Genomic DNA, 20,725 nt, shown 5'->3' with positions numbered 1-20,725 from the left:
TCCCATGGGTTTCAATCTTTCCGAATGGGCGTTGCGTAATCGCCAGATCGTACTGTTCCTGATGATCCTGCTGGCGGTGGTCGGCACCTTGTCCTACACCAAGCTTGGGCAAAGCGAAGACCCGCCCTTTACCTTCAAGGCCATGGTGATCAAGACCAACTGGCCCGGTGCCACGGCCCAGGAGGTGTCGCGCCAAGTCACCGAGCGCATCGAGAAAAAACTGATGGAGACCGGTGAGTACGAGCGCATCGTGTCCTTCTCGCGCCCCGGTGAATCACAGGTGACCTTCATGGCTCGCGATTCGATGCCTTCGGCACGGATCCCTGAGCTGTGGTACCAGGTGCGCAAGAAAATCAGCGACATCCGCCAGACCTTGCCGCCCGACATCCAGGGGCCATTTTTCAACGATGAATTCGGCACCACTTTCGGCAACATCTATGCGCTGACCGGCGACGGCTTTGACTATGCCGTGCTCAAGGACTACGCCGACCGCATCCAGATTCAACTGCAGCGGGTGCCGGACGTAGGCAAGGTTGAGCTGCTTGGCCTGCAGGACGAGAAGATCTGGATCGAGCTGTCCAACCTCAAGCTCGCCACCCTCGGGTTGCCATTGGCCGCGGTACAGCAGGCGTTGCAGGAGCAAAATGCGGTCTCGACCGCCGGTTTCTTTGAAACCCCGAGCGAGCGCGTGCAGTTGCGGGTATCGGGCAATTTCAAAACCGTGGAGGAAATCCGCAACTTCCCGATCCGTGTTGGGGATCGCACCTTCCGCATCGGTGATGTGGCCGACATCCACCGTGGCTTCAATGACCCTCCGGCACCGCGCATGCGTTATATGGGCGCAGACGCCATCGGCCTGGCGGTGGCCATGCGTGACGGTGGGGATATTCTGGTGCTGGGTAAAGCCCTTGAAGGTGAATTCGCACGCTTGCAGAAGAACCTTCCAGCAGGCATGGAGCTGCGCAAGGTGTCAGACCAGCCGGCCGCGGTGAAGACCAGCGTCGGCGAATTTGTCCAGGTACTCGCCGAAGCATTGGCGATTGTATTGCTGGTGAGTTTTTTCTCCCTCGGTGTGCGTACCGGCATGGTGGTTGCCCTGGCGATTCCGCTGGTACTGGCGATGACCTTTGCCAGCATGTATTACCTCGGCATCGGCCTGCACAAGATTTCCCTCGGCGCCCTGGTCCTGGCCCTGGGCTTGCTGGTGGACGACGCGATCATCGCTGTGGAAATGATGGCGATCAAAATGGAGCAGGGCTACGACCGCCTCAAGGCTGCCAGCTTCGCCTGGACCAGCACCGCGTTCCCCATGCTCACCGGTACGTTGATCACGGCGGCGGGCTTCCTGCCGATTGCCACCGCGCAATCGAGCACTGGCGAATACACTCGTTCGATCTTCCAGGTGGTGACCATCGCGTTGCTGGCCTCCTGGGTGGCCGCCGTGGTGTTCGTACCCTATCTGGGGGAAAAACTCTTGCCGGACCTGGCAAAGATTCATGCGGCCAAGCATGGCGCCGATGGTCCTGATCCCTACGGCACGCCTTTCTACCAGCGCGTAAGACGTTTGGTGGAGTGGTGCGTACGTCGGCGTAAGACGGTTATCGTCCTGACCTTGCTGTTGTTCATTGGCTCGGTTGCGTTGTTCCGCTTCGTGCCGCAACAGTTCTTCCCGGCGTCCGGGCGCCTGGAGCTGATGGTCGATCTGAAACTGGCCGAAGGCGCCTCCCTGAGCAACACCGCCGACCAGGTCAAGCGCCTGGAGGCGTTGCTCAAGGAACACGCCGGCATCAATAACTACGTGGCTTATGTGGGCACCGGTTCGCCGCGCTTTTACCTGCCTTTGGACCAGCAATTGCCGGCCGCCAGCTTTGCGCAATTCGTGGTGCTGGCTAACACCATCGAGGAACGTGAAAGCCTGCGCACCTGGCTGATCGAAACCCTCAACGAGCAATTCCCCGACCTGCGCTCGCGGGTCACCCGCCTGGAGAACGGCCCGCCCGTGGGTTACCCGGTGCAATTTCGTGTGACTGGCGAGCACATTGAAGAAGTCCGCGCACTGGCCCGCAAAGTGGCGGCCAAGGTTCGCGAAAACGCCCATGTGGTCAACGTGCACCTGGATTGGGAAGAACCGAGCAAAATCGTCTACCTGAACATCGACCAGGACCGTGCACGCGCCCTGGGTGTGAGCACCGCCAACCTGTCGAAATTCCTGCAAAGCTCCTTGACCGGTTCCAGTGTCAGCCAATACCGGGAGGACAATGAGTTGATCGAGATCCTCCTGCGCGGCACTGTCCATGAACGTACCGAGTTGTCGCTGCTGCCAAGCCTGGCGGTGCCGACTGACAACGGTAGAAGCGTGGCGCTGTCGCAGATCGCTACCCTCGAATATGGTTTTGAAGAGGGCATTATCTGGCACCGCAACCGCCTGCCGACAGTGACCGTGCGCGCCGATATCTACGGCAAGGAACAACCGGCGACATTGGTCCAGCAGATCCTGCCGACCCTCGCACAGGTGCGTGCCGAACTGCCGGACGGCTACCTGCTGGACGTGGGCGGCACAGTTGAAGACTCCGCTCGTGGGCAGAACTCGGTGAAGGCGGGCGTGCCGCTGTTTATTGTGGTGGTGCTGACGTTGCTGATGCTGCAGTTGCGCAGCTTCTCACGCACGGCGATGGTCTTCCTTACCGCGCCGTTGGGGTTGATTGGCGTCACGCTGTTTCTGCTGGTATTCCGACAACCCTTCGGTTTCGTCGCCATGCTCGGCACCATCGCCTTGTCGGGGATGATCATGCGCAACTCGGTGATCCTGGTCGACCAGATCGAGCAGGACATCAAGGCCGGCCTGGCGCCTTGGCAGGCGATCATCGAAGCCACTGTCCGGCGTTTTCGCCCCATTGTGCTGACGGCCCTGGCGGCCGTGCTGGCGATGATTCCGCTGTCGCGTAGCGTGTTCTTCGGGCCGATGGCCGTAGCGATCATGGGCGGATTGATTGTAGCGACGGCGTTGACGCTGCTGTTCTTGCCGGCGCTGTACGCGGCATGGTTCAGAATCAGGAAGGATGGGGTGTAAACCTGCGAATGTTTTGGTAAGCCGGGCGGGAACCTTTTTTTCACGCTTGCCACATATGGTTACCTGTTCGACAGGTATTTAATCCGGTCGATTTTTTATCGCCAGGATCAAGTTTCCAGAACATTCATAGAGGTGGAACTGAGATGCTACTACAAGCATTGGGTAACTTTTATACCGGGATCGGCATGCTGCTGGGTGGTGGTCTAAACCAGATGGGCTGCAACAAGCATTCGGATAATGATTCTGTCAGTCGGCGTGAGCTGACTGATGCGCTCGAATCCTTTAAATACGACAATTCACAGCCCAAGGGCAATATCACAATCAACAACAGCATTGCCAACGCCAATGCCAATAGCAACACCCAATTGGGACGCTCAATGCATTGAGTGAGCGTTTGTCACTTTTTTGTCATTGGGTGAACGGCAAGCACTTCGCGCCTCGCGAAGTGTTTGCCGTTTACGATCAAGCAATGCTCCATGGGCCAGGCTGTTGGCTGGTTATCCGCGCCGATTTACATGCTGATGCAAACACCCAGCAGCTCAGTTGGAACGCCTGCGCCTGTTTCCCCGACTCAGAAATGCCTGATGGACAGGCAGAAGACTTGGCATCGCCATCTGGCGGCCAAGCCGTTTTCAATGAGTATATGGAGAGTTCTACATGTCGTTTTTTAATGCCATTGCAGCTTTCAAAGGGGCGTTTCTCGGGGCTTTGCTAGGTAATCATTTTCCCCGTGATGATGTTGGCACCACCCGACCCTACAGGCCTGATGAAGGGGCTTCGGGCCATCACCGTCCCCACTTCAGCCACACCCGCCCCGTGACGACATACCAGCATCAACAACCGGTCAGCGGCTATCACTCGCCCCACAGACCCTTGTACCCGCTTTTTCGTTGATCCATTAGTGGGCGTTGCCTGAAACAACTGCGCCAAGGCCGTTAGAAGCGGCCTTGGCGCAGTGGTAAACAGGTGCAGTTGAGGGTTACAGCGCCCCAAACACCTTTTTCGCCAGACTGGTGGCTGCAGCGGCCGGATTCTTGCGAATGGTCTCTTCCTGTTGCGCAATCATCTTGAACAACCCGTCCAGTGCCTGCTCGGTCACGTAGTTTTCGACGTTGGCGCTCTTGGCATCCACGGCGCCGAAAGCTGCGGCCTTTCCGGCCAGGGCGTTGTACTGCTGGGCGACGCCGACCTTGTCGGTGGCGGCCTTGACGATGGGCAGGAACTTGGCGCGGATTTCCTCGCGGCTGCTTTTGTCCAGGTATTGAGTGGCGGAGTCCTGACCACCACTGAGAATGCCCTTGGCGTCGGTCACACTCATCTTCTTCACGGCGTTGACCAGAATCGGCTGGGCCTGGGTCACGGCGGTTTCAGCCGCCGCGTTCATGCTGGTTTCCAACTGCGTGACCTGGTCACCCATGCCAAACATTTTCAGCTTGTCGGCGACTTTGCCGAGTTTGCCCGGCAGGCCGATTTTCACTTCCGGGTTGTCGCTGAAACCACCGGGTTTACCCAGTTGCTTCACGGCGATCTGCGCACCCTGAGTCAAGGCATCCTTGAGGCCACCGCTGGCGTCGCCCTGGGACAGGCTACCGAGATCCAGGGCCATGGCATTGGCACCGAACATCAGTCCGGCGCACAGGGCGGTAAGGCGAAGAGTTTTACGAAGCATGGGCGCTTCCTTATGACGTGGAAATTATTAATGTGCGACCGCATCAACCCGCAGGCGCAGCGGTTGGGGATCCTGGCCATTGAGGTGCACGGCGTGCCGCTCGGTGGTGATAAACAGTAGCTTGCCGTCCAGCTCGATGCGAGCGCTCACCGAGTAGGTGTGGCCAGGCTTGACCTGGGCCGGGTCATAGCTCAGGTGAAACGGCAGCGGCACCTGACCTTTGACCGGGCCTTTCTGTTCGGCAAGGGTCACGGCCGGAGCGTCCATCAGGGACACGTCTTGCAGGCTGACGCTCAGTGTGGCGGCAGGCGGCAGGGCAATGCGTTGCAGGTAGAACACTTCGCCGTCGAGGCTGGCCTTCGGGGTTGGGGTCATCGAGTGGCAGGCTCCGAGCAGGGCTGTCAGGCCAAGGAGGATGATCTTTTTCATGGTGCAGCTCCTTTTCAACGGCGCCGGAATCCGCCCGGCGCCTCAGTCAATCTAACGGCTTTCTTTAGGGGGCACCGCATCCGCTTCGGCCGATCCCTCGGCGGCGCCATCCACGCGGTGCAAGGCGACCTGGCGGATCGACAGGCGAATATCGGCCGGCAGCACGCGTTTGGCCGCGCCTTCGGCCAGTTCGCCAAGCAGGTCGTGATAGCTCAGTTTGCCAGCTTCATCGCGGCGCAGCACATCTTGCTCCAGCAACGTCTGGATGAAATGTCGGAAAAGACTCTTGTCGAAGAATTCCGGGGCGTTGAGGCCGTGCAGGATCGACAGGCGCTGGGCCATGATCGTGCACAGGTCTTCCAACTCTTCGGCGCTGATACTGTTCTGGCCACTGTTGAGCAGCAGCGAGATCGCCATGTAGAAGCGCTGCAGGGTCTGGGCGATGCTCTTGGACAGTAGCGTCAGCAGCACAAACTGCCGCGAACTCGGGGCCGGGCGCAGGTACACAGCGTTTTCGAAGCGCAGCAGGCCTTGTTCGACAAACGCGTCCAGCCACTGGTCGACCACGGTGTCCAACTCTTCCAGCGACCAGCGAATAAACAGCTCCGATTGCAGGTACGGGTAGAGCGCGCGGGTGTAGCGCAGGATCTGTTCGCGGCTCATCCGCGAGCTGCTCTGGAAGAAGCTCGCGAGCAACGCCGGCAGGGCAAAAATGTGCAACACGTTGTTGCGGTAGTAGGTCATCAGGACGGCGTTCTGTTCGTCCAGGTAGACGATCTTGCCCAGGGCGTCGCTCTGTTCCGACAGCAGCTTCATGTCCTTGACGTGCTTGATCAGCGCCAGGCCATCGCCTTCCGGCAGGGTGGTATGGGGCGAGTAGGGCACGCGGCGCAACAGCGCCAGGTACAGGTCCAACTGACGCGCCATGGCTTGCTCATCCAGGGCCAGGCGTGTGGTCGACAGCAGTGCCAGGGCCACCAGGTTCACCGGGTTGATCGCTGCAGCTTCGTTCAAGTGCCGCGCCACCTGCTCGCCGAGGCGGTTGGTGGTTTCGTTGAGCCAGGCCGGCTTATAGTTCGGGCCCAGTTCCTGGGCGCGCCAATCCGGTTGTTCTGCGTCGAGGAATTCGGCCAGCTTGATCGGTTCGCCGAAGTTGACGGCGACTTGGCCAAAGCGCTGCTTGAGGGCGCCGACCACTTTGAAAATATCGAAGATCGATTCTTTCTTCTTGCTCGCGCCGCGCAGTTCGCCCAGGTAGGTGCGGCCTTCGAGCACGCGTTCATAGCCGATATACACCGGTACGAACACGATTGGCATGCGCGAGGAGCGCAGGAAGCTGCGCAGGGTAATCGCCAGCATCCCGGTTTTCGGTTGCAGCATGCGCCCGGTGCGCGAACGGCCGCCTTCGACGAAATACTCCACCGGGAAACCCTTGGTGAACAGGGTGTGCAGGTATTCATTGAACACCGAGGTGTACAGCGGGTTGCCCTTGAAGGTGCGGCGCATGAAAAACGCCCCGCCACGGCGCAGCAGGCTGCCGATCACCGGCATGTTGAGGTTGATCCCGGCGGCGATGTGCGGTGGGGTCAGGCCATTCTTGAACAGCAGGTAAGACAGCAGCAGGTAGTCGATATGGCTGCGGTGGCAAGGTACGTAGATCACCTCGTAGCCTTGGGCGACCTTCTGCACGCCCTCGATGTTGTTGACCTTGATGCCGTCGTAGATCTTGTTCCAGAACCAGCTCAGTACCACTTCCAGGAAGCGGATCGCGGTGTAGGTGTAGTCCGAGGCAATCTCGTTGCCATAGCGCAGGGCCTGGACCTTGGCTTTTTCCGGGCTGATCTTCTCCCGTTCAGCCTCATCCAGGATGGCCTGGCGGACCAGCGGCATATTGACCAGGCCCTTCACCAGGTTACGTCGGTGGGACAGGTCGGGGCCGATCACCGCGGTCTTCAGGTTACGAAAGTGCACACGCAGGATGCGCTGGGCCATGCGCACGGTACGTTCATGCCCTTTATTGTGCTCGATCAATTCGCGCAGGTTGATAGGCGCGGAGAATTGCACCCGGGTCTTGCGCCCCAGGATCAGGATGCTCAACAACCGGCGCAGGCGCCCGGTGACGGCCCAGCTGTCGGCGAACAGCAATTTCCATGGGCTGGACTCGCTCTCCGGGGATTGTCCCCAGAACACGCTGACCGGAATGATTTGTGCATTCTCTTCGGCGTGCTCGGCGAGGGTGTTGACCAGGCGCGTCAGGGTGGGCGGTGCGCCGCGCTTGTCCTGGCGGCCGAGCCAGTCCGGATCCGGCGTGAGGTAGAAAAACGCTGCGGGCTCCAGCAACGGCCCCACTGAGACTGGCAGCACCGGGCGCGGCAAGCCGGCCTTGGTGCACTCGGTATCGACCACAGCCAATTCGGTGAGGGAGGGTGATTGCAGGACGTAGAAAACCGGCCGGCTGCGGTCCAGGTTAAGGGTTAGGGACGACTGGTTGATCGTCTCCGAGCGAACCCAGAGGTACAACAGTCGGCGCAAGGTGCCAAACACCAGACGGCGGAACGGGGAGCGGGTCATAGGCGAACTGCTTCAAGTGGAAAAAACCGAGCAGGCGCTCGGGCGGATAGTGTGCCGTATTCGCCAAAAATCGGCAAAAAAGCAGCGATGTAAACTTGAGTTGATGGTTTTTGAGCCTGTCTTATACTCGGCAGTTCAATGCACCGACTCAACAATAAAAACCAAGTGGGAGTGAACTGATGGCAACGCGCGAAACGGGCAATGTGAAGTGGTTCAACGATGCAAAAGGCTACGGCTTTATTCAACGGGAAGATGGCAAGGATGTTTTTGTGCACTACCGCGCCATTCGCGGTGAAGGCCACCGTTCGTTGGCCGAAGGCCAGCAGGTGGAGTATGCCGTGGTGACGGGTGAGAAGGGCTTGCAGGCCGAGGATGTGGTCGGTTTGTAAGTTCACCACTGAACCAATGTGGGAGGGGGCTTGCTCCAGATGGCAGAGTATCAGTCAATGTATTCAGTGACTGACCCACCGCTATCGGGAGCAAGCCCCCTCCCACACTTTTGATTGGATTTACAGACCAGGATCAGGTGGTTTTCCAGGTGATCTGTTCTTCACCGTCTACGCTGATGCGAATCCAGGTATCGGCACTTTCCTCACCTTCCTCCTCAACCCACGTCCCCGGTGCACAGCGCACTTCGACGTTCAGCGCGGCGAACGCAGCGCGGGCGCAGGCGATGTCGTCTTCCCACGGGGTCTGGTCGCTTTCCAGGTACAGGCTGTTCCACTTGCCGACGGCTTTCGGCAGCCAGGTGACCGGCACGCTGCCGGCCTTGCACTTGTAGGTCTGGCCTTTCTGGACCCAGTCGGTGCACGGGCCCAGGGCGCCGCCGAGCCAGGCGGCGATGGCCTTGTGATCGACGTCGGCGTCTTTCAGGTAAATCTCAATATCAGGTTGGCGCATGGATGTTCCTCGTTGCGGGATTCGAAAATCCATTCGCGGATGCTTGAAAGGCGGTTATTGAAGCACGAAATAATCGTAGCGCATCGACACAGTGACCAGCAGTGGCTCAACCGCCTCGATCACCTCGCTGCGACGCTCGGCACTGGCACGCCAGCCGTGGGGCGTCATCGCCAGCAGGTTGGCGCGGTCCTTGGGGGCGGCCAGGCTCAGGCTGAACTCCAGGGTTTCACTGTGCGCAAGGCTCATGCCGTCCGGCACCAGGGCCAGGTGTTTGTCGTCGGTGTACTCGCGCACTTCGTCGTACAGGCGCTCGCGCAGTTCCATCAAGTGGCCGCTGGTGGGGCCGACCTTCATCAAGCCGCCACCGGGGCTGAGCAGGCGCTTGGCCTCTTGCCAGTCCAAGGGGCTGAACACACTGGCGAGGAACTGGCAGCTGGCATCGGCCAATGGCACACGGGCCATGCTGGCGATCAACCAAGTTAGGTCTGGGTTGCGTTTGCACGCACGCTTGACCGCTTCCTTGGAGATATCCAGGGCATAGCCATCGGCGTTGGGCAGGGCCTCGGCGATTTGCGCGGTGTAGTAACCCTCGCCACAGCCGATGTCGACCCAGCGCTGCGGTGCGCGCTCGTCGGCCAGCTCGGCCAGGCGCTTGGCCACCGGGGCGTAGTGCCCGGCGTTGAGGAAGTCACGGCGTGCCTCGACCATGGCCAGGTTGTCGCCCGGGTCGCGGCTGTTCTTGTGCTGCACCGGCAACAGGTTCAGGTAACCCTGGCGCGCGCGATCGAAACGGTGCCCGGCCGGGCAGACCACGCCATTGTCCACCGCGTTGAGCGGTGCGCTGCAAATGGGGCAGGCAAGCATCAGGCGAGCAACTTGATCAGGGTCTGGTAATAGATTTCGGTCAGTACATCCAGGTCGCTGGCGAGAATGCGCTCGTTGACCTGGTGGATCGTCGCGTTGACCGGGCCCAGTTCGACCACTTGGGTACCCAGGGTGGCAATAAAGCGCCCATCGGAGGTACCGCCGCTGGTGGACGCCTTGGTCTCGCGCCCGGTGATCGCCTTGATGCTGGCGGATACCGCATCCAACAGAGCCCCCGGCTCGGTGAGGAACGGCAGGCCCGACAGCGCCCAGTCCACATGCCAGTCCAGGCCATGCTTATCCAGGATCGCCGCAACCCGTTGTTGCAGGCCCTCGACGGTGGACTCGGTGGAGAAGCGGAAGTTGAACACCGCCGTCAGGTCACCGGGGATCACGTTGGTCGCGCCGGTGCCGGAGTTGAGATTGGAAATCTGGAAGCTGGTCGGCGGGAAGAAGGTGTTGCCGTCATCCCAGTGCTCGGCAGCGAGTTCCGCCAGGGCCGGCGCGGCGAGGTGGATCGGGTTCTTCGCCAGGTGCGGGTAGGCCACGTGGCCCTGTACACCGCGTACGGTCAGGGTGGCGCCGAGGGAGCCGCGACGGCCATTCTTGACTACGTCGCCGACGAGGGTGGTGCTCGACGGTTCGCCGACGATGCACCAGTCCAGGCGCTCCTTGCGTGCCGCCAGGCGTTCGATCACAGCCTTGGTGCCGTGGTGCGCCGGACCTTCTTCATCGCTGGTGATCAGGAAGGCCACCGAACCCTTGTGGTCCGGGTAGTCGGTGACGAAGCGTTCCGCCGCCACCAGCATCGCCGCCAGGCTGCCTTTCATGTCCGCCGCGCCACGCCCGCAGAGCATGCCATTTTCATCGATCAACGCATCGAACGGGTCGTTCTGCCAGGCCTGCACCGGGCCGGTCGGTACTACGTCGGTGTGACCGGCGAAGCACAACACCGGGCCTTCATGCTTGCCGTGGGTGGCCCAGAAGTTGTCCACGTCGAAGATGCGCATCGGTTCAAGTGCAAAACCGGCGTCGCCCAGGCGCTGCATCATCAGCTTCTGGCAATCGGCATCGACCGGCGTGACCGATGGGCGACGGATCAGGTCGATGGCAAGTTGAAGGGTCGGCGAAAGGTCGGCATGGGCCGTCATGGTGAAACTCCGGAAAGCGTATTTGGAAGAGCGGGGCGGGCACACAAAAGGGCCGTTATCTTATAGCAAAACGGCGGCCAGAGGCCGCCGTTTAGTGCATTGCGCAAGTTTTTACACCGCAGTCACAGGCTCAGCCTTCGATGCCGGCTTGGGCAGCGACGACAGGAACGCCATGATCAGCGCCGCCACGTACGGCAGCGATTGCACCAGCAGCATCACCACCCAGAAGCGTATGTCATTGCTGGGCAGGCCCTGTACCAGGTAGATCCCCAGCGCTGCGCCCCACAGCAGTAGCATGATGAACATTTCTTCGCGGGCTTCGGAGATCGCCACCCAGAAGCCGTGGTTATCCGCGTTTTTCGGCGTACGAAAGAACGGAATACTGGTGGTGAAGAAGCCATACAACACTGCCTTGGCGATGGTATGGGACAACGCCAACCCGGCCAGCGCCGCGCAGAACGCATCTTTCAAGTTCACGCCTACCGCACGACGGTAGAGGAAGATGATCTTGCCGACCTTGAACACAAACAACGCCAAGGGCGGGATGGCGAAAATCAGCAACGGCGGGTCGACCCGCGTCGGCACGATGATCATTGCCGCCGACCACAACAGCGCGCCGACGGTAAAGAAGATGTTCATGCCATCGGCCACCCACGGCAGCCAGCCGGCGAGGAAGTGGTAGCGCTGGCCGCGGGTCAGCTCGGTGCCCTTGCCGCGCAACAGGCTGGCGGTATGACGCTTGATGATCTGGATCGCACCATAGGCCCAGCGGAAACGCTGTTTCTTGAAGTCGATAAAGGTATCCGGCATCAGGCCCTTGCCGTAGCTGTCGTGGTAATAGGCCGCTGACAGGCCTTTCTCGAACACGCGCAGGCCCAGTTCGGCGTCTTCACAGATGCACCAGTCGGCCCAGCCCAGCTCTTCGAGCACCGAACGGCGAGTCATGGTCATGGTGCCGTGCTGGATAATCGCGTCGCGGTCGTTGCGGGTGACCATGCCGATATGGAAGAAGCCCTTGTATTCGGCATAGCAGAGCTTCTTGAAGGTGCTTTCGTTCTGGTCGCGGTAATCCTGGGGCGACTGCACCACAGCGATTTTTGGGTCGGCGAAGTGCGGCACCATGTGCTTGAGCCAGTTGGGCGACACGCAGTAGTCCGAGTCGATCACCGCGATCACTTCGGCGTCCTTGGCGGTGTGCGGGATCAGGTAGTTCAGCGCGCCACCCTTGAAACCAGCCAGAGGGGCGACGTGGAAGAACTTGAAGCGCGGGCCCAGGGTTTCGCAGTAGTCACGCACCGGCTCCCACACCGCGGGGTCCTTGGTGTTGTTGTCGATGATCAGAACTTCGTAGTCCGGGTAATCGAGGGCGGCCAGGGCGTCGAGGGTCTGTTTGACCATCTCCGGCGGCTCGTTGTAGCACGGCACATGGATCGACACTTTCGGGCGGTAGTGCGAATCCCCGATCACCGGCAGGAATTCACGCCGACGCTTGTGGGTCCAGACTGCTTCTGCCAGTTCGTGGGCTTCGGTCAGCAACACGATAAACACACCGAGGGCGCCCAGAGCGAGGAGAATGCCCACGGTGACGCTGAACCAGGTGCTGTATTGCTGGCTGTAGTCGTAGCCGATCCAGACCAGCACCGACCCACACAGGAACGCGATAAAGGTCAGGAAGGTACGACCACGCTGGCGCAGGGCCGAACCGTCGATCATCAACAGGGTCAGGGACAGCAGTGCAAGCACCACCGAGCCGATGGCCAGCACGCGCCATTGCGGGATTGCTACCACCGGGCCTTCAAAATTGAATTTCTGCTGGCGTGCGGCGTTGAACACGCCCCAGTAGGCGCCCGCCGAACCTTCGTCGCTGACCTTCCAAGGCTGGTCAAAGGCTTCGATTACGAAGTAGTTGTAACCCTGGCGATTGAGCTTGTTCACCAGCGTGCGCAGGTAAATCGCCTGGTCGGCCGGGGACGATTCATTGCCACCGCGCATACGGCCGTTACTCGGCCAGCCAACTTCCGACAGCAGCAGCGGTTTTTTCGGGAAGGCTTTCTTCAGGTCTTTGGCGCGGTCAATAACGTATTGGCCGGCCTTGTCCATCGGGATGTATTCCCAGAATGGCAGGATGTGCGCGGCAATCAGGTCAACGTGCTTGGCCAGTTGCGGGTTCTTTTCCCAGATGTGCCATTGCTCGGAGGTGGTCACCGGCACTTTTACCGCGGCGCGTACGCGGTCGAGCAGTACGATCAGGTCTTCGGGGGTGATTTCTTTACGGAACAACGCTTCGTTGCCGACCACCACGCGCACAACACTGCGCGAGGTGTTGGCGATTTCGATGGCGCGCTGGATTTCACGCTCGTTGCGTTCAAGATCCGGGCTGATCCAGATCCCCAGGGTCACGCGCAGACCGAACTCTTCGGCCAGCTTGGGGATGTCACCCAGGGTACCGTCGACCGAGTAGGTACGGATGTTGTCCGTCAGCTTGCTCATGATCGCCAGGTCTTGACGCATCTGTTCGTCAGTGGGGAACTGGTTCTTCTGCGGGTACTGGCCCTGCTGGAACGGCGAGTAGGAAAACCCGGAGATCTGTTCAGGCCAGTTGGGGGTAGTGACCGGGCGGTTGATCAGCGCCCAGAAGCCGGTGAACAGCGCGGCAATTGCCAGCACTACCACCAGGTTGAGTCCAAATTTACGCGATGACATGGCGATTTCGGGTTCCAAAAGGTGTGGAACGAAAAGAGGTGTCGGCCTACGCCGAACGGCGCGCATCCTACACCGGCCCCTCCCTGAGCGTATAGCAGACAAGGAAAAGCCGGACGTTAGTCTGCGAAAGTTCACCTAAGTTCTTTACTTGTAGCTGGAAGCTTCGAACTTGTCGCTCTGTAGTCCATAATGCGCGCCGGTTTTTGGGGTAATGATCATGAGTACAGAAGATCCGCGGTTTGCAGGCGTCGCCCGCTTGTACGGCATTGAGGGCCTGGAACGCTTGAAAGCGGCCCATGTGGCAATTGTCGGCGTCGGCGGCGTAGGCTCCTGGGCGGCGGAAGCGATTGCCCGTTGCGGGGTGGGCGAGATTTCACTGTTTGACTTGGACGACGTCTGTGTCAGCAATAGCAACCGGCAGCTGCATGCCCTGGACAGCACCGTGGGCAAGCCCAAGGTCGAGGTAATGGCCGAGCGCCTGCGAGGCATCAACCCGGGTTGCAGCGTGCATGCCGTGGCGGATTTCGTCACTCGCGACACCATGGCCGAGTACATCACCCCGAACATCGACTGCGTGATCGACTGCATCGACGCCGTCAACGCCAAGGCGGCGCTGATCGCCTGGTGCAAGCGCCGCAAGATCCAGATCATTACCACCGGCGGCGCCGGCGGGCAGATTGACCCGACATTGATCCAGGTGTGCGACCTGAACCGTACCTTTAATGACCCCCTGGCCTCGAAAGTGCGCTCTACCTTGCGCCGCGACTATGGCTTTTCGCGCACGGTGACCCGTCATTACAGCGTGCCCTGCGTGTTTTCCACCGAGCAGCTGCGCTATCCCAAGCCGGATGGCAGCATCTGTTTGCAGAAGAGTTTTGTCGGTGATGGGGTCAAGCTTGACTGCGCAGGAGGGTTTGGCGCGGTGATGATGGTGACCGCCACGTTCGGCATGGTGGCGGCGACCAAGGCGGTGGACAAGATCGTGGCAGGAGTGCGCAGACCTTCGGAACGGGTCAAGCCCACCTAGATCCCACTGTCGAACATAGATCCAAATGTGGGAAGGGCGGTGCGACGATTCGACTTGCTCCCGATTACGGTGTGTCAGATTGATATATGTACCTGATCCACCGCTATCGGGAGCAAGCCCCCTCCCCAGATTTAGTTGTGTGTACGGCTTAATTCACGCATGCGCTGCAACACGGCATTCAGGCCATTGCTGCGCGACGGTGAAAGCTGGCGGGAAAGCCCAAGTTGATTGAACCAACCAGGCAAATCAACCGCCTGCAACTGCGCCGCCGACAACCCATTGACCCGCGCCAGCAGCAACGCCACTAACCCACGAATCATTCGCGCCTCGCTGCTGGCAGCAAACTGCCAATGGCCGTCCTGCAAGCGCCCCACCAGCCATACCAGGCTTTCGCAGCCATGCACCAGGTTGGCTTCAACCTTTTCGTCATCAGCCAGTACGGGTAGCCGCTCGCCCCATTGCATCAGCATACGGGCCCGTTGCTCCCAGCTGCCGACGGCCTGGAACGCTTCGAGTGCCGCTGCTGCGTCAACTGGCAAGTTCATCGCAACATGTCCAGTGCCTGGTCCAGCGCTTCAAACAAGCGCTCCAGGTCGTCGGAATCGTTGTAGAGCGCCAGGGAGACGCGAATGGCCCCCGACAACTGCATCGCCTTGAGCAACGGCATGGCGCAATGATGACCGGCGCGCACGGCAATGCCTTGCTCGGTCAGAAGGTGAGCGAGGTCGGCATTGTGCACACCGTCCACCACAAAGCTGACCAACGCCACTTGCGGCGATCCGAGTACGCGTACGCCCTTGCGTGCTTTAAGCCCACGCAACAGGTAGTCGTGCAACGCCGCTTCATGGGCGATAACGGCGGGCTGATCCAGGGAACTCAGGTAATCGAGGGTCGCCCCCAGGCCGATCACGCTGGCAATCGGCGGCGTGCCAGCCTCGAACCCCAAGGGCGCGGGACGGAAACTGGCGCTCTGGTAATCCGCCTGTTGCACCATCTCGCCGCCGAATTGCCAATGACGCAGGTGATGCAGGGCTTCATTGCGGCCAAATAGCACGCCTACGCCGTCGGGGCCGTAGAGTTTGTGGCTGGAAAATACATAGAAGTCGCAGCCCAAGGCCTGCACATCATGGCGGCCATGGACGATGCCTTGGGCGCCATCCACCACGGCCAAGGCGCCGTTTGCTTTGGCCATCGCCAGTAAGGCCTCCAACGGCTGCCAGGCGCCGAGTACGTTGGATAACTGGCTTACGGCGAGCAGGCGCGTGCGCGGGCCGATCAAGTCGGCGGCGGCCGCAAGATCGATCACCCCGTCATCACCCAGGGGCATTACCACCAGTTTGAGCGCGCGACGCTTGGCCAGTTGCTGCCAGGGCAACAGGTTGGCGTGGTGTTCGAGGGCGCTGATGACAATCTCATCGCCCGCATTGAATAAGTGCTCCAGGCCGTAGGCCAGGAGGTTCAGCGCAGAGGTCGCGCCGTGGGTAAACACGATCTGCCCGCTGTCACCTGCGTTCAACCACTGTGCGACCTTGCTTCGACTGTCTTCAAAGGCCTGGGTCGCATGGGCTCCTGGCAAATGTTGGGCGCGGTGCACATTGGCGGCGCCATTGGCGTAGTAATGGCTGATCGCATCCAACAGGGCCTGGGGCTTTTGCGTGGTGGCGGCGTTGTCCAGATAGGTCTGGTCTTGCCGTTGCAGGGTGGCGATGGCCGGGAAATCGGCGCGCCAGGGGGAGGGCACAAGCATGGTGATCAAGACTCGTATAAGCGGGCCGCCCCGGAGGTGCGGCCCGCTAGTGGCATCGAGTGGCTGCTTAGTTGTGAGCGTGCAGCGCTTCGTTCAGTTCGATGGCCGATTTGTGGGTTTTGCATTCCACGGCACCGGTCACGGAGTTGCGGCGGAACAGCAGGTCTGGTTGACCAGCCAGTTCGCGCGCCTTGACCACCTTGACCAATTGGTTCTGCTCGTCCAGCAGGGCAACCTTGGTGCCGGCGGTGATGTACAGGCCCGACTCCAAGGTGTTGCGATCGCCCAACGGGATGCCGGTACCGGCGTTGGCGCCGATCAGGCAGCCTTCGCCCACCTTGATCACGATATTGCCGCCGCCTGACAGGGTGCCCATGGTGGAGCAGCCACCGCCCAGGTCCGAGCCTTTGCCAACGAATACGCCTGCCGATACGCGGCCTTCGATCATACCCGGGCCTTCGGTGCCGGCATTGAAGTTGACGAAGCCTTCGTGCATCACGGTGGTGCCTTCGCCCACGTAGGCGCCCAGGCGGATACGCGCGGCATCGGCGATACGCACGCCGGCCGGTACCACGTAGTCGGTCATTTTCGGGAATTTGTCCACCGAGAACACTTCCAGCAGCTCGCCACGCAGGCGCGCTTCCAGTTGGCGTTCGGCCAGTTCGTTGATATCGATGGCACCTTGGCTGGTCCAGGCCACGTTCGGCAATTGCGGGAATACGCCGGCCAGGTTCAGGCCGTGGGGCTTGACCAGGCGATGGGACAGCAGGTGCAGCTTGAGGTAGGCCTCAGGCGTGGAAGTCAGCGCGGCGTCTTCGGACAGCAAGGTAGCGACCAGCGGCGTATGGCTTTCAGCCAGGCGATTTAGCAGCGCGGCTTGGGTGGCGTCGACGTTCTTGAGTGCATCTGCCAGTTGCAGCGCCTGGCTGATGGTGAACGTGATCGCCTGGTTACCCTCGGTGTAACCCAGGATCGGCGCAATGGCCGCAACGATTTCTGCCGACGGGTTGAGCAACGGTTGTGCGTAAAACACTTCCAGCCAAGCACCTTGGCGGTTCTGAGTGCCGACGCCGAAGCCCAGGCTGAACAGGGAATTGGACATGCTGTTACCTCTACAAAAATGGAAGGCTGGCCTACTTGAGGGCCGCCGAATAACTTTCTGGCTTGAAGCCAATCAGGGTTCTGTCACCGAGATCGAGCACCGGGCGCTTGATCATCGAGGGTTGTGCGAGCATCAATTCAATGGCTTTCGACTGATCGAGATCGGCTTTGCGTTCGTCTTCGAGTTTGCGAAAGGTGGTGCCCGCACGGTTCAAAACCACCTGCCAACCGTGCTCGTTGCACCATTGGGTCAAGTGTTCGCGGTCGATACCGGCCGTTTTGTAGTCATGGAACTCGTAGCTCACCGCGTGCTCATCGAGCCAGGTGCGCGCCTTTTTCATGGTGTCGCAGGCTTTGATGCCGAAAAGGTGCAAGGTTTTGCTTGAAGCGGTCAAGGAATTGCCCCCCTTTGGACGTACGAAAATGAAAGGTCACGGATTATGCCACGACCAGCAAGTTTCGGCGCCGCTCGTCAACACTCTGCGACTTTTGTGCAAAAGCCTGCGCGTAGCATGAGCGGGTAACATAGCTGGGTAATATGGCACTTCAACGGCCAGTTGTTGCCTCACGTGTGTCGTTGCAAGTCGATTGTCCGGGAAACCCGCGTTATGCAAACTGCCTATACCGTTCTTATCCTGCTGATGCTGGTCAGCGTTTCGCGCCTTGTCGGGCGTGTCATTCCTCTGCCCCTGCCGCTGGTGCAGATTGCCGCCGGAGCCTTGTTGGCCTGGCCCACGCTGGGGCTGCATGTGGCCCTGGACCCGGAGCTGTTCCTGTTTTTGTTCCTGCCGCCACTGCTGTTCTCGGATGGCTGGCGCATGCCCAAGCGCGAATTGTGGCGTCTGCGCGGGCCAATCCTGACGCTGGCGGTAGGGCTGGTATTGTTCACCGTGGTTGGCGCCGGCTATTTCATTCACTGGATATTGCCGACGATTCCGTTGCCGGTGGCCTTCGCCCTGGCAGCAGTTTTATCACCGACGGATGCTGTGGCAGTGTCGGCCATTTCCCAGAACCGTTTGCCCAAGCCACTGATGCATATGCTCCAAGGCGAGGCGCTGATGAACGACGCGTCGGGCCTGGTGACCTTCAAGTTCGCCCTGGCGGCGGCGTTGACCGGGGTGTTTTCCTTGGCGGATGCCAGCCTGACGTTTGTGTTGGTCGCCGTGGGTGGCCTGGCGGTCGGCGTGGCGTTGAGCTGGCTGGTCGGCCGCCTGCGCGCCTGGATGATCGCGCGGGGCTGGGATGATCCGGCGACCCATGTGGTGTTCATGCTATTGCTGCCCTTTGCTGCCTACGTGCTGGCCGAGCGCCTGGGCGCTTCGGGCATTTTGTCGGCGGTGGCGGCGGGCATGATGCAGAGCTGGCTGGACCTGCTGCCACGCCAGACCAGTACGCGCTTGCTCAATCGCAGTGTCTGGTCGTTGCTGGAATTCGCCTTCAACGGCCTGATCTTCCTGCTGCTCGGCTTGCAATTGCCGGACATCATCAAGGCGGTGGTGAGTCACGAAACCACGCTGTGGCCCACCCTGTTGTATCGCTGCCTGGATGTGGTGGCGATCTTCCTGGTGCTGGTGGTATTACGTTTTATCTGGGTGCAAAGCATCTGGCGCCTGTCGGGCTTGCTCCGCAGGCTGCGTGGGAAAAGTGCGCTCACCCTGGTGCCCACCGCCCGTTCCTGCTGGTTGTTGACCGTCGGCGGTGTACGCGGGGCAGTGACCTTGGCCGGTGTCATGTCGGTGCCGTTGCTGTTGGCGCCGGGGCAGGATTTTCCTGAGCGCGACTTGCTGATCTTTATCGCGGCGGGAGTGATCCTGTTGTCGCTGGTTGCTGCCTGTATTGCGCTGCCGCTGCTATTGCGCGGCGTAGAGAAGAGCCCGGATGAAAAGCGCCATAACGAGGTGCGCGAGGCGTGGAAAAAGACTGCCGTGGCGGCAATTCATGCTCTCGAGGCTGAGGAGCCCGCAGAGGCCGAACCGTCGGATGCGGCCCAGGCTGCATTGGCTACGGAGCTGAAGGCCCGGCTGATGTCGGAATACCGCCACCAACTGGAGGTTTTCAATGATTCGGCCGAAGCCCAGGCGCTGGCGCAACAGATGGATCAGCTGGAGCGCAAACTGCGGCTCAAGGCCCTGCGTGCACAACGCCTGGAGCTATATAGCTTGAGCCGTCATCACCAGATTGGCGATGACGTTTTGAGGGAAGTGCTGGCAGAATTGGATATGAGCGAGGCGAACCTGGGCCACATGAAGTGACCCATGGGCCTTTATCGGCGCCGTTGGATAAAGTCTCGAATCCGCTCGGCCGCTTCCACGCATTCAGCTAGCGGTGCAACCAACGCCATGCGCACACGCCCGGCGCCTGGGTTGACGCCATCCACGTCCCTCGACAGGTAAGAGCCCGGCACCACGGTCACGTGTTCCTCTACGAACAAATCACGGCAGAAAGCGGCATCATCGCCATTCACGTTCGGCCACAAATAAAAACCGCCGTCCGGGCTTTGTACGTCCAGTACCGGCTTGAGGATCGCCAGCACCGCGTCGAACTTTTCGCGATACAGGTCGCGGTTGGCCTGGACGTGGGCTTCGTCCTGCCAGGCGGCAATGCTTGCCAGTTGGGTTTGCACCGGCATCGCGCAGCCGTGGTAGGTGCGGTAAAGCAGGAAGCTCTTGAGGATGTCGGCATCACCGGCCACGAAGCCCGAGCGCAGGCCTGGCAGATTGGAGCGCTTGGACAGGCTGTGGAATACCACGCAACGCTTGAAGTCCTGGCGCCCCAGCTCGACGCAGGCACTGAGCAGGCCCGGCGGCGGGGTTTGTTCGTCGAAGTACAGCTCGCTGTAGCACTCGTCGGCGGCGATCACGAAGTCGTATTCGTCGGCCAGGGCGATGAGTTTTTTCAGGGTGCCCACCGGGATCAGCGCGCCGGTCGGGTTGCCTGGCGAGCACAGGAACAGGATCTGGCAGCGTTTCCAGATATCCGGCGAAACCGCCTCGAAATCCGGGTTGAAGCCGTTGGCATCCAGGCACGGCAGGTAGTGCGGCTTGGCGCCGGCGAGGAACGCAGCGCCTTCGTAGATTTGGTAGAACGGGTTCGGGCTGACCACCAGCGCATCATCGCCGCGGTTGACCACGGTCTGGGTAAAGGCGAACAGGGCTTCACGGGTGCCGTTGACTGGCAGGATGTTACGCGCCGGGTCCAACCAGCCCTTGGGCACGTTGAAGCGGCGTTCGCACCAGGCGCCGATGGCTTCGCGCAGTGCCGGGATGCCCAGGGTGGTGGGGTACACCGCCATCTGGTCGAGATTGTTGCTCAACGCCTCGGCAACGAATGCTGGCGACGTGTGCTTGGGCTCGCCGATGGATAGCGCGATCGGGCGTTTGTCCGGGTTCGGCGTGACACTGCCGAGCAAAGCGCGCAATTTCTCGAAGGGGTAGGGCTGCAACTGGTTAAGGGCGTTGTTCATCGAAGATCTCGTTTAATTCAGTTGTAATGC

Annotated in this window: 17 protein-coding genes; 5 read left to right on the top strand and 12 right to left on the bottom strand. The window is 60.5% G+C overall.

The genetic code is table 11. The features are described 5' to 3' along the window. Nucleotides 1–4: 4 nt before the first annotated feature. Entirely contained in the window at nucleotides 5–3,070 is a 3,066-nt protein-coding gene (locus ASD70_RS21965; RefSeq protein ID WP_056847443.1) for an efflux RND transporter permease subunit, read from the top strand. Between the two features lie 143 nt (nucleotides 3,071–3,213). Continuing rightward, complete coding sequence (locus ASD70_RS21960; protein ID WP_046071270.1) at nucleotides 3,214–3,456, top strand: hypothetical protein; 243 nt, start codon at nucleotides 3,214–3,216, stop codon at nucleotides 3,454–3,456. Between the two features lie 593 nt (nucleotides 3,457–4,049). On the opposite strand, the gene ASD70_RS21955 is transcribed toward ASD70_RS21960, so the two are convergent. From ASD70_RS21955 to plsB, 3 genes are read right to left on the bottom strand one after another with little or no spacing between them, the layout of a single operon-like run. Next, nucleotides 4,050–4,739, bottom strand: coding sequence for a DUF4197 domain-containing protein (locus ASD70_RS21955; protein WP_056847442.1), 690 nt, complete (start codon nucleotides 4,737–4,739; stop codon nucleotides 4,050–4,052). A gap of 27 nt (nucleotides 4,740–4,766) precedes the next feature. Continuing rightward, complete coding sequence (locus ASD70_RS21950; protein ID WP_046071272.1) at nucleotides 4,767–5,168, bottom strand: YbaY family lipoprotein; 402 nt, start codon at nucleotides 5,166–5,168, stop codon at nucleotides 4,767–4,769. Between the two features lie 51 nt (nucleotides 5,169–5,219). Then, nucleotides 5,220–7,739, bottom strand: coding sequence for a glycerol-3-phosphate 1-O-acyltransferase PlsB (gene plsB / locus ASD70_RS21945; RefSeq protein ID WP_056847441.1), 2,520 nt, complete (start codon nucleotides 7,737–7,739; stop codon nucleotides 5,220–5,222). A 179-nt stretch (nucleotides 7,740–7,918) separates the two neighbouring features. Here plsB and ASD70_RS21940 point away from each other — a divergent pair, with 179 nt between their 5' ends. After that, nucleotides 7,919–8,128, top strand: a complete 210-nt coding sequence (locus tag ASD70_RS21940; protein WP_003219353.1) for a cold-shock protein — start codon at nucleotides 7,919–7,921, stop codon at nucleotides 8,126–8,128. A gap of 133 nt (nucleotides 8,129–8,261) precedes the next feature. On the opposite strand, the gene ASD70_RS21935 is transcribed toward ASD70_RS21940, so the two are convergent. The 4 genes from ASD70_RS21935 to ASD70_RS21920 form a co-directional block, all read right to left on the bottom strand. Beyond that, on the bottom strand, nucleotides 8,262–8,639 hold the full coding sequence (locus ASD70_RS21935) for a hypothetical protein (protein ID WP_046071274.1): 378 nt from the start codon (nucleotides 8,637–8,639) through the stop codon (nucleotides 8,262–8,264). A 54-nt stretch (nucleotides 8,640–8,693) separates the two neighbouring features. Further along, nucleotides 8,694–9,503 carry a putative RNA methyltransferase gene (locus tag ASD70_RS21930; protein WP_056847440.1) on the bottom strand — a complete coding sequence of 270 codons (810 nt, stop codon included), beginning with the start codon at nucleotides 9,501–9,503 and terminating at the stop codon, nucleotides 8,694–8,696. Continuing rightward, on the bottom strand, nucleotides 9,503–10,654 hold the full coding sequence (gene dapE / locus ASD70_RS21925) for a succinyl-diaminopimelate desuccinylase (protein ID WP_046071276.1): 1,152 nt from the start codon (nucleotides 10,652–10,654) through the stop codon (nucleotides 9,503–9,505). The genes ASD70_RS21930 and dapE overlap by 1 nt, the downstream gene beginning before the upstream one ends. Before the next feature lie 111 nt (nucleotides 10,655–10,765). Continuing rightward, nucleotides 10,766–13,357: a glycosyltransferase gene (locus tag ASD70_RS21920; protein ID WP_056847439.1), complete on the bottom strand. Its 2,592-nt coding sequence runs from the start codon at nucleotides 13,355–13,357 to the stop codon at nucleotides 10,766–10,768. A gap of 217 nt (nucleotides 13,358–13,574) precedes the next feature. Between ASD70_RS21920 and tcdA the strand changes: the two genes are divergently transcribed. Continuing rightward, on the top strand, nucleotides 13,575–14,384 hold the full coding sequence (gene tcdA / locus ASD70_RS21915) for a tRNA cyclic N6-threonylcarbamoyladenosine(37) synthase TcdA (RefSeq protein WP_442965908.1): 810 nt from the start codon (nucleotides 13,575–13,577) through the stop codon (nucleotides 14,382–14,384). Nucleotides 14,385–14,515: 131 nt separating this feature from the next. On the opposite strand, the gene ASD70_RS21910 is transcribed toward tcdA, so the two are convergent. The 4 genes from ASD70_RS21910 to ASD70_RS21895 all read right to left on the bottom strand — a co-directional run bounded on the left by ASD70_RS21910 (nucleotide 14,516) and on the right by ASD70_RS21895 (nucleotide 17,573). Then, nucleotides 14,516–14,929 carry a SufE family protein gene (locus tag ASD70_RS21910; protein WP_046071279.1) on the bottom strand — a complete coding sequence of 138 codons (414 nt, stop codon included), beginning with the start codon at nucleotides 14,927–14,929 and terminating at the stop codon, nucleotides 14,516–14,518. Then, nucleotides 14,926–16,131 carry an aminotransferase class V-fold PLP-dependent enzyme gene (locus tag ASD70_RS21905; protein ID WP_056847437.1) on the bottom strand — a complete coding sequence of 402 codons (1,206 nt, stop codon included), beginning with the start codon at nucleotides 16,129–16,131 and terminating at the stop codon, nucleotides 14,926–14,928. The genes ASD70_RS21910 and ASD70_RS21905 overlap by 4 nt, the downstream gene beginning before the upstream one ends. A gap of 67 nt (nucleotides 16,132–16,198) precedes the next feature. Further along, nucleotides 16,199–17,233 (bottom strand): 2,3,4,5-tetrahydropyridine-2,6-dicarboxylate N-succinyltransferase, encoded by a 1,035-nt coding sequence (gene dapD, locus ASD70_RS21900; RefSeq protein WP_056847436.1) that lies wholly within the window; start codon nucleotides 17,231–17,233, stop codon nucleotides 16,199–16,201. A 31-nt stretch (nucleotides 17,234–17,264) separates the two neighbouring features. Further along, the gene (locus tag ASD70_RS21895) at nucleotides 17,265–17,573 is read right to left on the bottom strand and encodes an arsenate reductase (RefSeq protein WP_231984831.1); all 309 of its coding nucleotides are present in this window, start codon (nucleotides 17,571–17,573) and stop codon (nucleotides 17,265–17,267) included. Nucleotides 17,574–17,840: 267 nt separating this feature from the next. Here ASD70_RS21895 and ASD70_RS21890 point away from each other — a divergent pair, with 267 nt between their 5' ends. Then, complete coding sequence (locus ASD70_RS21890) at nucleotides 17,841–19,484, top strand: Na+/H+ antiporter (RefSeq protein WP_046071282.1); 1,644 nt, start codon at nucleotides 17,841–17,843, stop codon at nucleotides 19,482–19,484. Between the two features lie 11 nt (nucleotides 19,485–19,495). On the opposite strand, the gene dapC is transcribed toward ASD70_RS21890, so the two are convergent. After that, nucleotides 19,496–20,695 (bottom strand): succinyldiaminopimelate transaminase, encoded by a 1,200-nt coding sequence (dapC, locus tag ASD70_RS21885; RefSeq protein WP_056847435.1) that lies wholly within the window; start codon nucleotides 20,693–20,695, stop codon nucleotides 19,496–19,498. Between the last annotated feature and the right edge of the window lie 30 nt (nucleotides 20,696–20,725).

Source organism: Pseudomonas sp. Root569, assembly GCF_001427465.1.
Taxonomy (GTDB): domain Bacteria; phylum Pseudomonadota; class Gammaproteobacteria; order Pseudomonadales; family Pseudomonadaceae; genus Aquipseudomonas; species Aquipseudomonas synxantha.
Note: the sequence above shows the minus strand (reverse complement) of the source record. Positions and strands in the feature narration are given on the sequence as shown.

Excerpts from the sequence above, each read along its gene's own strand:
- ASD70_RS21965 (WP_056847443.1), top strand. The coding sequence starts at position 5 with ATGGGTTTCAATCTTTCCGAATGGGCGTTGCGTAATCGCCAGATCGTA.
- ASD70_RS21960 (WP_046071270.1), top strand. The coding sequence starts at position 3,214 with ATGCTACTACAAGCATTGGGTAACTTTTATACCGGGATCGGCATGCTG.
- ASD70_RS21955 (WP_056847442.1), bottom strand. The coding sequence starts at position 4,739 with ATGCTTCGTAAAACTCTTCGCCTTACCGCCCTGTGCGCCGGACTGATG.
- ASD70_RS21950 (WP_046071272.1), bottom strand. The coding sequence starts at position 5,168 with ATGAAAAAGATCATCCTCCTTGGCCTGACAGCCCTGCTCGGAGCCTGC.
- plsB (WP_056847441.1), bottom strand. The coding sequence starts at position 7,739 with ATGACCCGCTCCCCGTTCCGCCGTCTGGTGTTTGGCACCTTGCGCCGA.
- ASD70_RS21940 (WP_003219353.1), top strand. The coding sequence starts at position 7,919 with ATGGCAACGCGCGAAACGGGCAATGTGAAGTGGTTCAACGATGCAAAA.
- ASD70_RS21935 (WP_046071274.1), bottom strand. The coding sequence starts at position 8,639 with ATGCGCCAACCTGATATTGAGATTTACCTGAAAGACGCCGACGTCGAT.
- ASD70_RS21930 (WP_056847440.1), bottom strand. The coding sequence starts at position 9,503 with ATGCTTGCCTGCCCCATTTGCAGCGCACCGCTCAACGCGGTGGACAAT.
- dapE (WP_046071276.1), bottom strand. The coding sequence starts at position 10,654 with ATGACGGCCCATGCCGACCTTTCGCCGACCCTTCAACTTGCCATCGAC.
- ASD70_RS21920 (WP_056847439.1), bottom strand. The coding sequence starts at position 13,357 with ATGTCATCGCGTAAATTTGGACTCAACCTGGTGGTAGTGCTGGCAATT.
- tcdA (WP_442965908.1), top strand. The coding sequence starts at position 13,575 with ATGAGTACAGAAGATCCGCGGTTTGCAGGCGTCGCCCGCTTGTACGGC.
- ASD70_RS21910 (WP_046071279.1), bottom strand. The coding sequence starts at position 14,929 with ATGAACTTGCCAGTTGACGCAGCAGCGGCACTCGAAGCGTTCCAGGCC.
- ASD70_RS21905 (WP_056847437.1), bottom strand. The coding sequence starts at position 16,131 with ATGCTTGTGCCCTCCCCCTGGCGCGCCGATTTCCCGGCCATCGCCACC.
- dapD (WP_056847436.1), bottom strand. The coding sequence starts at position 17,233 with ATGTCCAATTCCCTGTTCAGCCTGGGCTTCGGCGTCGGCACTCAGAAC.
- ASD70_RS21895 (WP_231984831.1), bottom strand. The coding sequence starts at position 17,573 with ATGAAAAAGGCGCGCACCTGGCTCGATGAGCACGCGGTGAGCTACGAG.
- ASD70_RS21890 (WP_046071282.1), top strand. The coding sequence starts at position 17,841 with ATGCAAACTGCCTATACCGTTCTTATCCTGCTGATGCTGGTCAGCGTT.
- dapC (WP_056847435.1), bottom strand. The coding sequence starts at position 20,695 with ATGAACAACGCCCTTAACCAGTTGCAGCCCTACCCCTTCGAGAAATTG.